The 14,535-nt window shown below is 58.2% G+C and carries 12 protein-coding genes; 8 read left to right on the forward strand and 4 right to left on the reverse strand.

Going from position 1 to position 14,535, the window contains the following annotated elements; translation table 11 throughout:
• Positions 1-17 precede the first annotated feature (17 nt).
• Complete coding sequence (gene araH, locus MME58_RS12525) at positions 18-983, forward strand: L-arabinose ABC transporter permease AraH (RefSeq protein ID WP_055006808.1); 966 nt, start codon at positions 18-20, stop codon at positions 981-983.
• Between the two features lie 38 nt (positions 984-1,021).
• Here araH and MME58_RS12530 read toward each other — a convergent pair whose 3' ends face one another.
• Positions 1,022-1,765 (reverse strand): GntR family transcriptional regulator, encoded by a 744-nt coding sequence (locus MME58_RS12530; RefSeq protein WP_054984852.1) that lies wholly within the window; start codon positions 1,763-1,765, stop codon positions 1,022-1,024.
• Between the two features lie 117 nt (positions 1,766-1,882).
• Between MME58_RS12530 and MME58_RS12535 the strand changes: the two genes are divergently transcribed.
• On the forward strand, positions 1,883-3,238 hold the full coding sequence (locus MME58_RS12535; protein ID WP_055006809.1) for a class-II fumarase/aspartase family protein: 1,356 nt from the start codon (positions 1,883-1,885) through the stop codon (positions 3,236-3,238).
• A gap of 75 nt (positions 3,239-3,313) precedes the next feature.
• Positions 3,314-4,615 carry a C4-dicarboxylate transporter DctA gene (dctA, locus tag MME58_RS12540; RefSeq protein WP_055006810.1) on the forward strand — a complete coding sequence of 434 codons (1,302 nt, stop codon included), beginning with the start codon at positions 3,314-3,316 and terminating at the stop codon, positions 4,613-4,615.
• Between the two features lie 127 nt (positions 4,616-4,742).
• Here dctA and MME58_RS12545 read toward each other — a convergent pair whose 3' ends face one another.
• Both MME58_RS12545 and MME58_RS12550 read right to left on the reverse strand, forming a co-directional pair.
• Positions 4,743-4,985 (reverse strand): hypothetical protein, encoded by a 243-nt coding sequence (locus tag MME58_RS12545; RefSeq protein WP_054984900.1) that lies wholly within the window; start codon positions 4,983-4,985, stop codon positions 4,743-4,745.
• A 236-nt stretch (positions 4,986-5,221) separates the two neighbouring features.
• Positions 5,222-6,538: an APC family permease gene (locus MME58_RS12550; protein ID WP_055006811.1), complete on the reverse strand. Its 1,317-nt coding sequence runs from the start codon at positions 6,536-6,538 to the stop codon at positions 5,222-5,224.
• 203 nt (positions 6,539-6,741) lie between these two features.
• Between MME58_RS12550 and MME58_RS12555 the strand changes: the two genes are divergently transcribed.
• Both MME58_RS12555 and MME58_RS12560 read left to right on the forward strand, forming a co-directional pair.
• A complete protein-coding gene (locus MME58_RS12555) occupies positions 6,742-6,984 on the forward strand; it encodes a hypothetical protein (RefSeq protein WP_054984899.1) in 243 nt (80 codons plus the stop codon).
• A 111-nt stretch (positions 6,985-7,095) separates the two neighbouring features.
• Positions 7,096-7,956 carry a CAP domain-containing protein gene (locus tag MME58_RS12560; RefSeq protein ID WP_054984848.1) on the forward strand — a complete coding sequence of 287 codons (861 nt, stop codon included), beginning with the start codon at positions 7,096-7,098 and terminating at the stop codon, positions 7,954-7,956.
• 159 nt (positions 7,957-8,115) lie between these two features.
• Here the strand turns inward: MME58_RS12560 and mqo are convergent, their stop codons facing one another.
• On the reverse strand, positions 8,116-9,753 hold the full coding sequence (gene mqo / locus MME58_RS12565; RefSeq protein ID WP_055006836.1) for a malate dehydrogenase (quinone): 1,638 nt from the start codon (positions 9,751-9,753) through the stop codon (positions 8,116-8,118).
• A 901-nt stretch (positions 9,754-10,654) separates the two neighbouring features.
• Here mqo and MME58_RS12570 point away from each other — a divergent pair.
• From MME58_RS12570 to MME58_RS12580, 3 genes are read left to right on the forward strand one after another with little or no spacing between them, the layout of a single operon-like run.
• On the forward strand, positions 10,655-11,326 hold the full coding sequence (locus tag MME58_RS12570) for a (2Fe-2S)-binding protein (protein WP_054984847.1): 672 nt from the start codon (positions 10,655-10,657) through the stop codon (positions 11,324-11,326).
• Positions 11,326-12,309 (forward strand): FAD binding domain-containing protein, encoded by a 984-nt coding sequence (locus MME58_RS12575; RefSeq protein ID WP_055006812.1) that lies wholly within the window; start codon positions 11,326-11,328, stop codon positions 12,307-12,309. Before MME58_RS12570 ends, MME58_RS12575 begins: the two co-directional genes overlap by 1 nt.
• A 9-nt stretch (positions 12,310-12,318) precedes the next feature.
• The gene (locus MME58_RS12580) at positions 12,319-14,535 is read left to right on the forward strand and encodes a xanthine dehydrogenase family protein molybdopterin-binding subunit (protein WP_055006813.1); all 2,217 of its coding nucleotides are present in this window, start codon (positions 12,319-12,321) and stop codon (positions 14,533-14,535) included.

Here is a 14,535-nt window from a genome sequence, read left to right on the forward strand (position 1 = left end):
ATAAAAAAGAGGTACGTATGTCTACCGAATCCAGCCTGCAGGCCCCCCGTCAGGGCATGAACCTGCGTCGTTTTGCCGATGACTGGGTGATGCTACTGGCCGCCGTGGGAATCTTCCTGCTGTGTGCCGTGTTCATCGACAACTTCATGTCACCGCTGAACATGCGGGGTCTCGGCCTTGCGATTTCCACCGTGGGTATTGCCGCCTGCACCATGCTGTTTTGCCTGGCGTCCGGGCACTTCGACCTGTCGGTCGGTTCGGTACTGGCCTGCTCCGGAGTCATCGCCGGTATCGTCATCCGCGATACCGACAGCGTGTTTCTGGGGGTTTCCGCTGCCTTGGCGCTGGGGCTGGTGGTTGGCCTGATCAACGGCATCGTGATCGCCAAATTGCGTATCAATGCGTTGATCACCACGCTTGCGACGATGCAGATTGTGCGCGGTCTGGCGTACATCTTCTCCAACGGCAAGGCGGTCGGTGTTTCCAACGAGGACTTCTTCGTCTTCGGCAATGGCCAGATATACGGTGTGCCAGTGCCGATCCTGATCACCATTGCCTGCTTCATGTTCTTTGGCTGGCTGCTTAACTACACCACCTATGGGCGTAACACCATGGCCATCGGCGGCAACCAGGAAGCTGCGTTGCTGGCCGGTGTTCATGTTGATCGCACCAAGATCATCATCTTCGCCGTCCACGGCCTCGTCGGTGCACTGGCTGGCGTGGTACTGGCTTCACGCATGACCTCGGGTCAGCCGATGATTGGTCAGGGGTTCGAACTGACTATTATTTCAGCCTGCGTATTGGGTGGTGTTTCGCTCAGCGGCGGCATCGGGATGATCCGCCATGTGATCGCAGGGGTCCTGATCCTCGCGATTATCGAGAATGCGATGAATCTAAAGAACATCGACACCTTCTACCAGTACGTGATTCGCGGCACGATCCTGTTGCTGGCGGTGATCATCGACCGGCTGAAACGTCGCTGACCGACAAGGCGCTGGTCCCACCCGCCAGCGCCTTGACTTCACACTGGATTCACGGCCTTCTCGCGTTTCATCTGTGTGACCAATGTAAAGCGGTCCTCGGGATGAACCGTCTCTGACACAACCATCACCCCGCCAGTGTCATCACGATACTGACGCAGAATTTTCAGCCCCGGCGAACCTGTTTCGGCGTTCAGGCTTTTGGCGATTTCGCTCGTCAACAGTACGGCGCGCACTTGTTGGTCGATCACCTCGATATGGCGACCGAAATGCTGTTCGATCAGCGCGGCGATCAGCTCGCCGGGTTGCTCGCGCGCCAGCTCAATGACCTCGCTATAGCTATCCTGGGCGTACACGTCCGTCCAGCACAGTGGCGCGAGCACGTTTTCGCAGTCGACCCGAATGCTTGATACGCAAAAGTAATGCTCTCCCGGTATCAGCCCCAGCCGACGGGCTTCGGCAATGTCCGCGACGAAGTGGCGGACATTGCGGATGCTGCGCACCTGGGTTTCAGCCAGATGCGCCAGATCTGCGACGGTCGCCAGCGATTGTGAATATCCGCCTCTGGGCGACGCGGACTCGACCCGGGTGCCGACACGTTTGCGTCGCGACACCAGGCCCTGAGTCTGCAACTGGGTGATTGCGGCGCGCACGGTGTGGCGGCTGACGGCATACAGCTCGCACAGCTCGAACTCGGTCGGCAGCAGCGAGCCAACCGGGTAGCGACCGCTGGCAATGGCCTCGATCAGATCTTTGGCAACCACTGCGTAACGTGTTTCGTTCATGCCTTCTGTCAGCTCTGTCGATTAAGCGAGTTGACAGTGTATCAGTGCAGGCGTAAGAATTATGTACGGACATATTAAATATGTACAATCAATAACAACATATTCAGGACTTCGCTCATGTCCAGCACCGTTTTTGACTCCGCCCTGTTTCGCGACATGTTCGGCACCGCCGAAATGCGCGCTGTGTTTTCCGATAAATCCCTCATTGAACGTTACATTGAAGTCGAGGTGGCGCTGGCCCGTGCCGAAGCCCGCTGCGGGGTAATTCCGGTTGCCGCCGCCGAACAGATCGCTGCACTGGCCAACTATGAATCGCTTGATCTGGCGCTGATGCAGCACGAAACCGAGATCGTCGGTTACCCCATCCTGCCGCTGGTCGAGCAGTTGTCAAAAACCTGCGGCGAGGCTGGCCGTTATGTGCATTGGGGCGCGACCACTCAGGACATCATGGACACCGCCGTTGTGTTGCAGGTGCGTGCTGCGTTGGTCATTGTCGAACGTGATATTCAGGCCGTGCGCGGCCTGCTTGCCGACCTTGCATTGCGTTATCGCGACACACCGATGGCGGGGCGCACCCACCTGCAGCATGCGCTGCCGATCACTTTCGGTTACAAGTGCGTCGTATGGCTGAGCATGCTCGATCGCCATGCTGAACGTCTGGTGCAATTGCGCCCGCGTGTTGAAGTGGGTCAGTTTGCCGGGGCGGCGGGCACGCTGGCTTCATTGGGCGACAGGGGGCTGGACGTTCAGGAAGCATTGATGGACGAATTGCAGCTTGGCGTGCCGCAGGCGACCTGGCACGTGGCGCGTGACGGCCTTGCGGAAACACTCAACTTTCTCGGACTGGTCACCGGCTCACTCGGCAAGGTCGCGCTGGATGTCATGATGATGATGACCAGCGAGCTGGGTGAAGTGTATGAGCCATTCGTCAAGGGGCGTGGTGCCAGCAGCACCATGCCGCAGAAACGCAACCCTATTTCCTGTGAACTGATGTATGCCGCCGCCAAGGGGGTACGCCAGCACGCAGGGCTGATGCTGGATGCCATGATCCAGGATTTCGAGCGTTCCACAGGCCCATGGCAGGCCGAGTGGATTGCCATCCCCGAGGCCTTCGCCCTCAGCGCAGCTTCTTTGGGACAGGCGAAATTCATGTTGGCCGGGCTGGAAGTGCGTACTGAACGGATGCGTGAAAACCTGGACATGACACAGGGCCTGATCGTCGCCGAAGCCGTGATGATGGGGCTTGCCCCTGCGCTCGGCCGCCAGGTTGCCCACGACGTGGTGTATGCCGCCTGCCGCATGGCCAACGATCAACGCGTCAGTCTGCTGGATGCGCTGCTCGCGCAAGGCGAGGCCACTGCGCAACTGGACATCGAAGAGCTCAAGCGCCTGACCGACCCGGCCAATTACCTGGGCCTTGCTCCGCAAATGGTGGACATCGCTCTGGCTCGTCCGGGTGCTGTGCAGCGTTGAATCATCTCGCTCCGGGTCATGCCCGGGGCAAACAGTCCTGCAGCCGCTCTTAATAACAACAACGAGATCGCAGACATGTCTTCATCCAGCAAAAAACCTTTCTACAGGGACCTGACTTTTCAGGTAGTCGCCGCCATGCTGTTGGGTATCGCCTTTGGCTTTATCGCGCCTGAGCTGGCCGCCAAGTTCAAGATCCTTGGCGACATCTTTCTCAAGTTGATCAAGACCGCCGTTGCGCCGCTGGTGTTTTTCACCGTGGTGCACGGTATTGCCTCGGCGGGTGATATCAAGCGTGTCGGCAAGGTCGGGTTGCGCGCATTGATCTATTTCGAAGTGGTCTCGACCATCGCTCTGGCAATCGGTCTGCTGTGGGGCAATCTGCTGCAGATCGGCTCGGGCATGCATGACGCACACCCCAGCAGCGCAACGGCTGCCGCATCGGCCGCAGCGGTTGCCAAAGGGCATGCGCCAGCGTCGACCATGGATTTCATTTACGGCATCTTTCCCGACAATTTTGTCGGTGCGTTCGCAGGTGGGCAACTGTTACAGGTATTGGTGATTTCCGTACTCTTCGGTTTTGCCTTGCTGGCACTCAAGGAGGAGCGTCGAGCGGTGATCGAAGATGGCCTGAACCGGATTTCCGAGTGTTTTTTCGAGTTCATCAACCTGATCATGAAGTTTGCGCCACTGGGTGCGTTCGGTTCAGTGGCCTACGCAGTGGGCAGCAACGGCACTGCGGTACTCATGTCGCTGGCCAATCTGGTGTTGATGTTTTACCTGTGCATCGCATTTTTTATCTTTGTCATACTGGGGATTGTCTGCCGTCTTTCGGGATTCAGCCTGTGGCGCTTCCTCAAGTACATCAAGGATGAAATCTTCATTGTGCTGGGTACTGCGTCTTCGGAAAGTGCCTTGCCGCGTCTGCTGCAAAAACTGGAGAGGTTCGGCTGCTCGAAACAGAGCGTCGGTCTGGTGCTGCCCACCGGTTATGCGTTCAATCTGGACGGCACGTCGATCTACATGTCGTTGTGTGTGCTGTTTATAGCCAACGCTTACGGCGTACCGCTGAGCTGGGAGCAACAGCTGGGTATCATCGCCATCATGCTGGTGACCTCCAAGGGCGCAGCGGCAGTATCAGGTGGCAGCTTTGTGGTATTTGCCGCCACAGTGACCGCCATCGGTGTGCTGCCCGCCGAGGGCCTGGCGCTGCTGTTCGGGGTCTACCGATTTATGTCCATGGCCATCGCGACGTGCAATACCATCGGTAACAGCGTGGCAACGGTGGTGGTTTCCAAATGGTCGGGTGAGTTCACCGAGCAGACCGCGCGCAGCGAATACCATCGAGTGCTGGGGCGTCATCGAGAGGCTGCACTTTGATCCTGAACAGCGTGGCCGTCATGAAACAAGCAGGTGTATCACTCAGGCGCAGCTGCGAATGAGTGAATGAAAAATCAATGCAACCGCAAGGTCGTGACCTTGCGGCTGCCGTTTGAGGCAGGTTATCTCAGCCGCGAGGCCGGCAGGGAAGACCGTCGTCGTCACAAGCGGTGTTGATGCGAAGGCCACTGCTCAACCTGGAGGCCAACTGAGTCTGGGCAGTATTGGTATCAGGAACAGCGGTTTTACCCGAAACCTGTACAAACGTATTTTTTCCATCCGCAGCAGGCGCGTTTTGCGTGTGGTCAGCCGCAAACGCCATGCCCTGCAGGCCTATGACTGCAACAGTAGTCACAACTGCACTTTTCAGTATTGACTTCATGGGAGGTTCCTCTGAGTGAATGAATGACTGCAAATAAACTGCGCCCGAGGTTGCCGGACGGCAGCGTATCTGACCGATGAATCCTGGCTCTGTTTTATAACAGTAAGGGGTGATGTACCGCACGTGAATAAAGTTTCACTCAGTGTGCGTGCTCCCTCTTGGGCGAAGTTTCCTGCTGCTCTTTTCACCTGTCTTCGACGAGCCGGACATGGCCTTTGCGCACCTCAATGAGGGTGTGAAACGAGCGTGGAACTGCCCAGTCGGGCCAAGCCATAAAGCGCGGCTCCCACAGCAAGCATCATTGCAGCACGTAGCCAGGTTTCGGGGCCTTGCTGCGTCAGCAAAAGCAGGCAGGAGAGGATTGCCAATACCGGAATCACCCAGTGAACCTGAAAATGACCAGCCTCGACCTTGTCGCGTTTGAGCACCAGCACCGCAATATTGACGCTGAGAAAGACGAACAGCAGCAGTAGCACCACGGTTTCCGCAAGCGTTGTCAGGGTGCTGGTAAACGACAGCGCGATGGCTACCGCTGTGGTCGCGAGAATGGCCACGCCCGGTGTGCGCCGTCGAGGCAGAACAGAGCCCATGACAGAAGGCAGCAGCCCTTCACGTGCCATCCCGAAGGTCAGTCTGCTGGCCATGATCATGGTCAGCAGCGCACCATTGGCAACTGCAATCAGTGCGATCACCGCGAACCAAGGCGCGGGTATTCCCAGCCCGGACGCGCTGACGACATCCATCAAGGGTGTTTGCGAAACCTTCAGCTGTTCGACAGGCAACACCATTGCCGCGCCTGCGCCGACCAGCATGTAAACCGCACCGGCAATCAGCAATGCGCCGAACAGTGCGCGTGGATAAACCCTGCGCACATCCTTGATCTCTTCGGCCAGGTTGGCGGATGTCTCAAAGCCCACAAAAGAATAGAACGCCAGCAACGATGCGGCGAGAATCGCCGTGGCCGGTGAGCCTGTGTCCAGTTCGAATACGCGCTGTGGTACACCATTGCCCTGGCTGACGAACCAGGCTGCGGCGGCAATCACCATCGCCAGCCCGCTCAACTCAATCAAGGTCATCACCAGATTGGCCGACAGCGACTCCTTGATACCGCGCGCGTTCAGCAGCGCGACGACGATGAGAAAACCGACACATACCCATTGCGCGGGCCAGTTTACCAGGGCCTGGAAATAGTCGCCGGCAAACGCTACCGCCAGCCCGGCAGCGCTGGTGACGCCTGCCGCGACCATGCAAAAGCCCACCAGAAATGACAGCAACGGCTTACCGAAAGCTTTTTCGGCATACACCGCCGCACCGCCTGCACGCGGGTACTTGGTCACCAGTTCGGCATACGACGCTGCGGTCAACAGGGCAAAGCAAAGGGCAATCAGCAGGGGGGCCCAGATGGCTCCGCCGACCCGTCCGGCTATTGTGCCTGCCAATGCGTAGACACCGGCACCGAGCACGTCGCCGAGGATGAACAATGTCAGCATGGGCGCCGTGATTGCCCGGCGCAGCGATGGAGTTTCGGGAACGGTGGTCATGTCGAAAGAATCCTTTCTGTGCAGATACAGGTGTCAAACAAAGATCATCGCTGCGCAGGTAAATTCAACGTGATCGAAAATGGCCTGGACCAGCGGTTTTTTGTCCGGTCGACGCTGGAATAAACACGTTGCTCAGCGTGGAGCACATGTTGCGCGCGAAGGGTCTCAGTAACACATTCGACGACTTGGCAGGAGAGCAGAGCATGACGGACAGTAGTCAGCAGCAATTCAGATCAGTGTGGGCAATACTGCAATCGCTGCGCAAAGGGATTGGTGATCTGCAGCTCAGCGAACTGGAACGTGTCGAGAGCCTGCGCGGCCATCAGACGGTAGATGACAGGGAGGTCATTCAACAGTCGTTCGACGCCCTTGAACAGTCCATCAATGAGATAGAGATCACACTTGCCAGTATTGGTGAAGCGACGGGTGAGACAGGCAAGCTCTGAGCCTGCCCTGCGACGGTCTCGGACAGTGCAGCAGGAACTATAAGAGCTTTTCAGGGTCCTATCCGGGCCCTGAAATCCATGGCGTGTCTTATCCTGATCGAGTCCGCCCTTATGCCTGATATACCCCGTTTTGCCTGGCGCACCTCGTTGTACTTCATGGCTTTGTTGCCCCTGTATGTCAGCCATGCCAGTGCCGGTGACGAGCGACAACTGGTCCAGGCCATCAATGATTTTCGCGGTCAGCCTCAGCGTTGCGACGCACGTACAAGCAAAATCTCCAGAGCTCTGACGCTCAATGCCGCTGTAGCGCTGCCGATCGATTTCGCCGGCAATTCACGTGATGCGCTCAAGGCATCCGGCTATCAGGCGGTGACTGTCCGCACCATAAGGCTGGTCGGCGCGCAGAGCGGCAATGAAGCGTTCGATATGCTCAAGGACCGTTACTGCAGTGCTCTGCTTGATCCGCAATACGCCGACATCGGCGTTACTCAAGCGCGTAACAACTGGCGTGTGGTGCTGGCTAAGCCGTTGATTGACGAAAACCTTGAAGATGCACGATCAACGGGTCGATTGCTCCTGGCACAAGTGAATGCTGCGCGAGCCAAACCGCGTCTGTGTGGCAAGCGACCTTTCCCGTCGGCCAGACCGTTGAGCTGGAACCCAACTCTGGAAATGGCCGCGCAGGGGCACAGTCAGTCGATGGCCAGCGAGAATTACTTTACGCATCGCGGTTTCGATAACGATTCACCGGCCGATCGCGCTCGGGCCGCAGGTTACGGCGGGCGACAGATTGGTGAAAACATCGCTGCAGGGCAGAGCACCGCAAGCAAAGCGATGGCGAGCTGGCTGGCCAGCCCGGGACATTGCGCCAACCTGATGAACCCGATGTTCACCGAAGTCGGCGCAGCCTATGCGACGGGCACGGACACTGATTACGGCGTGTACTGGACCATGCTCTTTGGCGCTCCCTGATTAGTCGAAAAGCCGACTGCAGAAATCGTTTGGCCCGGTCAACGTGACAAGTGCCAGTCAGATGTGTGGCTTTAAGTGTTTTATGGCCGGTATTCAACAGTCACAAAAAAGCCCCGCCAGACAGAGCCTGGCGGGGCTTCGCTTCAAGCTGTGAAAGCCTTATAGCGCCATGTCACTGGCTGGATTGCTTTTCGCTGGCTGTGCAGCAAGCGTTGGAGCGTTGCCTGTCTTGTTCACCGGCGGTGGTGGAGTCAGTTGCAGGACTTCGGCTGTGTAAGCCCATTCCTCGGCAACGCGATCCGGGTTGTTGTTCAGCTTGGTGCCGTAGCTAGGTACGATCTGGTGCAGTTTTGCCTGCCATTCCGGAGTCGCCACCTTGTCCTTGAATACTTTCTCAAGCACGCCCAGCATGATCGGTGCTGCAGTCGAGGCACCTGGAGAAGCACCCAGCAGGCCGGCAATGCTGCCGTCCTTGGACGCTACGATTTCGGTACCGAGCTTCAGAACGCCGCCTTTCTCTTCGTCACGCTTGATGATCTGTACGCGCTGACCGGCTTGCATCAGGCGCCAGTCTTCTTTCTTGGCGTTCGGGAAGTACTGCTGCAAAGCAGCGAAGCGATCGTCGTCAGACATCATGACCTGGCCCGCCAGGTATTCGATCAGCGGGTACTGTTCGATACCAACGCGGGTCATCGGCCACACGTTGTGAGTCGTGGTGCTGGTCAGCAGGTCCAGGTAAGAACCGTTTTTCAGGAACTTCGTCGAGAAGGTCGCGAACGGGCCAAACAGGATCACACGCTTGCCGTCCAGGACACGGGTGTCCAGGTGAGGAACCGACATGGGTGGCGCGCCAGTCGACGCGATACCATAGGCCTTGCCCATGTGCTGCATGGCCAGGGTCTGGTTGTCGGTGACGAGCCACGAACCGCCAACCGGGAAGCCGCCGTATTCCTTGGCTTCAGGGATACCGGACTCTTGCAGCAGGTGCAGGGCAGCACCGCCGGCGCCGATAAACAGGAACTTGGTGTCAGTTTCGGTGACCGTACCGTCTTTCAGGTTCTTGTACTTGACGCGCCAGGTGCCATCGTCGTTGTGAGTGATGTCATTGACTTCACTCGACAGCTGCAGGTTGAAGTTAGGCTTGGCTTTCAGGGTGGCGACGAACTGGCGAGTGATCTCGCCGAAGTTGACGTCAGTGCCGATCGGGCTCCAGGTTGCGGCCAGCTTTTGCGCCGGATCACGACCTTCCATCATCAACGGGACCCACTTCTTGATCTGCTCGTGGTCTTCGGAGTACTGCATGCCGCTGAACAGCGGGCTGGCCTGCAATGCCGCGTAACGCTTGCGCAGGAACTGGATGTTGTTGTCGCCCCACACAAAGCTCATGTGCGGCGTGGAGTTGATGAACGAACGCGGGTTTTTCAGGACGCCGGTCTTGACCTGCCACGACCAGAACTGACGGGAAATCTGGAACGCTTCGTTGATCTCGATGGCCTTGGAGATGTCGACGTTGCCGTTCTTGTCTTCCGGGGTGTAGTTCAGTTCGGCCAAAGCCGAGTGGCCAGTACCGGCGTTGTTCCAGCCGTTGGAGCTTTCTTCGGCCACGCCATCGAGGCGCTCGACCATTTCCATCGACCAGCTTGGCTCCAGTTCATTGAGCCAGACCGCCAGGGTTGCGCTCATGATGCCGCCGCCGACGAGCAGGACGTCGACTTTCTTGGTTTCAGCCGCCTGCACAGGCATCAAGCCCATGGAAATGGCCAGACCCAGGAGGGCCGTGTTCACTTGTTTAAACATTCTGTCATCCATCTGATAAACGCCATCCGCCGACTACTCCTGAAGAAAAAGGCCTGTCACACGCATCGAAGCCTGCGACAAACGCTCGCACCCACAGGGACTAGAGGTGGACATACAAGGCCAATATAATACCGCTCGAGACCTCAATTTATGTCCTGCTGCGCTGACTTCTTATCATCATTGGATTCAGCGTCATGAGTGACATTTGCTCTGTTGGTGTACTGCGATGCCCGGGAATCTTGTCCTGGGTACATTCTGAAGACACACCTGGTCAGCCTGTTCACGGAGTCTGAGACGCCGCATCGGGGCATGGAGGCACGCCTGACGCGCATTTTTTACGCGCGTGCTGCGTCATACCCACGGTGGCACACCGGCAAAGACGCAGCATTTTCGCATAATGTGTGCGTCAGTTGCGAGATGCCATCATCAAATCGGGCGCGAATGCCTTGATTTAGACGCTTCACAACCAGCCTCTGTCTATATCGTCCTTTTTGCCCGAGTCTTTAATCGCTGCTCAAAACAGGGGAACTCAGTCGAACTGAGCCCTTTGCGTGCGAGCATTTGCACGTGCTTCGCGTGCATTCATGAGCAGCTCTCATAAGAGCGTTTCAATTTGCGTGGCTAATCAGCGTCCCGGCCACCTGCTAGGGTCGATACACAGCTTTCGTGTTCAGCGGCTGCAATCACTGGATACAGACGCCCGTCAAACAGTTGGAACTTTAGAAGCGCTGACCAGTTAAACACTTAACTGGTGATAGCGTTTTGGCTTTGATCACCCCCGAAAGACCGATGAAAAAAGATGAAGGCAGCGCACCTGTGAGCAGGAGTACGCGCCAGGCCGCCGACCACACAATAACGCCCGTCGCTCTACAGCTGCGTCGGCTATTACCGAGTGATCCTGATGAGTGAACCCAAGAAGCACAAGGAATCTGCTGTGGACAGCAGTGCCGTGCAGCCCTCGCGCCGAAACTTTCTGAAATTCGGTGCTTCCGGCATTGCTGCCGCCACGCTGTCTACCTGGATACCCTCCGAAGGCATGCTGCAGGCGGCTCCTGTGGCGCCCGTGGTCGAAGACAGTGACGCGCCTGCAGCGGGTGAACAGCGCATTCAGTTGAAGGTCAATGGTCGGGTGCATACCCTGAACGTTCCGGCCAATGCGGTTCTGCTTGATGTACTGCGTGACCGCCTGCAACTGACTGGCACCAAGAAGGGCTGCGACCACGGCCAGTGCGGTGCCTGCACGCTGCTGGTCAATGGCATTGCGATCAACTCCTGCCTGTCCATTGCTGTCCAGCATCAGGGTGACAGCATCACTACCATCGAAGGTCTGGCCGAGAACGGCACGCTGCATCCGGTTCAGGAAGCGTTCTGGGAGCACGACGCCTACCAGTGCGGTTATTGCACTTCCGGACAGATCATGAGCGCAGTCGCGATTCTCAAGGATCCGAACATTCCCTCCGATGACGCCAGTGTCAGGGAAGCCATGAGTGGCAATATCTGCCGCTGCGGTGCCTATAAAAATATTCTCTCGGCTGTGCAATCTGCACGTTCGAAGATGGGAGGGGCTGCCTGATGCGAACCTTCGATTACGCCAGGGCGGCGTCGCCCGCGCAGGCATTCAGCACCGCGTCGGCTGACGGGCAGCGCTTTTATCTGGCGGGTGGCACCACGCTGCTAGACCTCGTCAAACTGGATGTGATGCAGCCGCAGCAACTGGTGGACATCAACCATCTTTCGCTTAAGCAGGTCGAGTCTCTGCCCGATGGCCGCTTGCGCATTGGCGCGCTGGTCAGTAATACCGATCTGGCCAGCCACCCCTTGGTACAGCAGCGCTACCCGGTCTTGTCCGAAGCCATTCTCGCGGGCGCTTCAACACAACTGCGCAACAAAGCCACCACTGCTGGCAATGTGATGCAGCGGGTACGCTGCCCGTATTTTCGTGACGGTATTTCAGCTTGTAACAAGCGCCAGCCGGGCTCCGGTTGCGCGGCAATAGGTGGCATGAACCGCAGCGTGCATGCGGTGCTGGGCACCAGTGATCACTGCATCGCAACGCATCCGTCGGACATGTGTGTCGGCATCGCAGCCATTGGCGCACAGGTCACTGTGCAGGGGGCCGACGGTTCTCGGGACATCCCGTATGCCGACTTTCATCTGCTGCCCGGTGACACGCCGCAGCGCGAACATGCGTTGGCAGCCCACGAGCTGATCACTCACGTGACCCTTGACGCGCCACTGTCAGGCGCTCGTTCCTCTTACCTCAAGCTGCGCGATCGCACGTCTTACCAGTTTGCCCTGGCCTCCAGTGCAGTGATTGTGGTGATGGACGGCAAGCGTATTGCCGATGCACGCATCGCCTTAGGTGGTGTGGGGACCAAACCCTGGCGTGCCGTGGAGGCCGAACGCGCATTGATCGGTCAGCGTGCCGATATGAACACCTTTGTGCAGGTCGCAGAGCTGGCGATGAAGTGCGCACGCGCCTATGAGCACAACGCCTTCAAGATCCCGCTGGGTCAGCAGGTCATTGTCCGCAATCTTCGCGACCTCACGGCCTAGGACATTCTCATGAGCGAAAACATTATTGGTATGCCGCAGCGTCGCATCGACGGCGGCAAGAAAGTCAGTGGTGAGGCGCGTTATGCCGCCGATCACCCGATGGGCAAAATGCTTTATGCCTATGGCGTCTACAGCACCATCGCCAACGGGCGTGTGGTGGCCATAAAGGATCAGCAGGCCAAGGCGATGCCTGGCGTGGTCGATATCTTTCATCATGACAACTTTCCCTCGTTGCACCGTACCCCCAACACCAAATTGAGCTTTGCCAAGATGCTCTCGGCGAGCAAGGCAGACGAGCATCGCCTGCCGTTCGAGGATGACCGGGTTTATTACCCTGGCCAGTTTGTGGCGCTGGTGGTGGCCGAGAGCTTCGAGCAGGCGAGGGCGGCTGCCTACCGCGTGACGGTCGAGTATGACGAGCGCCCGGCGGTCAAGGACCTCGACGAAGGCATGCGTGTCAATGGTGCTCTCGACGGTGGCGCCGGGCATAACCGGGGTAAACCGGACAGCGCATTTGACGGCGCGCAAGTGAAGGTCGATCAGACCTACACCACACCGGTCGAAGTGCATAACCCGATGGAGATGCACGCCAGTACCGCGTGGTGGCAGGACGGCAAGCTGTTTGTCTATGAAAGTACCCAGGGCGTGGTCAACCATCGCAACCTGCTGGCCAACGTTTTCGACCTTTCACCCGACCGCGTCGAAGTGCGGGCACCGTTCATAGGCTCCGGTTTTGGCGGCAAACTGTGGCCATGGCCGCATTCTGTGGCGGCCTGTGCCGCTGCCAGAGTCACCGGTCGACCGGTGCAACTGGTGTTGCCCAGAGCGCAGATGTTTACCACCGTGGGCCATCGTCCGGAAACACGCCAGCGCTTGCGTCTGGCCACCGATGCCAGCGGCAAGCTGGTGTCGATTCGTCATGAGTCGTTCAACAACACCTCGATGCTCGATGACTACACTGAAAACTGCGGTGGCGTGACCAAAAGCCTGTATGCCTGCGATAACGTGCTGGTCAGTCACAAGATCAGCCCGATCAACCGCGGGACACCGACTTCCATGCGGGCACCGGGGGCGGCACCGGGGCTGTTTGCGCTGGAATCGGCCATTGACGAAATGGCCCTTGCCAGCGGTATGGACCCGTTGGCATTTCGCAAGCTGAACCTGGCCGACAAGGATCAAAGCGTCGGCTTGCCGTGGTCCAGTAACCACTTGCCGGAAGCCATCGACAAAGCTGCCGAGCGATTTGGCTGGCACGCACGCAAGGCCGATATCGGCTCGATGCGTGAAGGCGACGAAATCATTGGTTACGGCATGGGCGCGTGCAACTGGGAGGCCTATCAAGTGCCCACCGATGCACGAGTCATTCTGCGTTCCGACGGTACTGCCCTTGCTCAGTGTGGCTTGCAGGATATCGGCACCGGGACGTACACGATCGTCGCGCAGACGGTCAGTCAACTGACCGGCATTCCCGTAGAGCGTGTAGAGGTGGAGCTGGGCAGCTCATCTTTCCCCGCGGGCCCTGTGTCCGGTGGTTCGTGGGTCACCGCCAGCGTGATGCCGGCAATTGCCGGAGCTACGCGCGAAGCGTTGCAAAAGCTTCGCCAGTACGCTGTGAGCAAGGATGCTGTATTTGCCGGACAGGACGCCGAATCGATCAAGGTCGAGAACGGGCAACTGGTGATGGGCGAGCAGCGCGTCGGTTTCGCCGATGTTTTGAATCGCCAGCGTCTGTCGCGCGCCGAGGGCAACTTCCAGAGCGGCATGCCAGAAGCGGGCAAGTATTCATTCCGCTCTTTTGGTGTGCACTTTGTCGAAGTGCGCTGGGATCCAGGCATCTCCAGCTTGCGTGTATCACGGGTCGTCAGCGCCATCGACATGGGCAAGGTCGTCAGCCCGCTGGCAGCGCGCAATCAGGTGGAGGGGGCCATTGTGATGGGCATCGGCATGGCGTTGTTCGAAGCCGGTGAATACGACCCTCGCAGCGGCATGCCGGTCAATAACAACTATGCAGAGTACGTGGTGCCAGTGCATGCGGATCAGCCCGACATCGACGTCATGTTGCTCGATTACCCGGACTATAACCTGGGCGAGTTCGGAGCGCGGGGAATTGGCGAGATCGGTGTGGCCGGGCTCGCAGCGGCGGTCGCCAATGCCGTGTATCACGCGACTGGCAAACGGGTGCGCAGCCTGCCGATCAGCAAGGAAAAACTGATGGCAGGGTTGTAG

This window comes from Pseudomonas syringae pv. tagetis (assembly GCF_022557255.1).
GTDB lineage: Bacteria > Pseudomonadota > Gammaproteobacteria > Pseudomonadales > Pseudomonadaceae > Aquipseudomonas > Aquipseudomonas caricapapayae.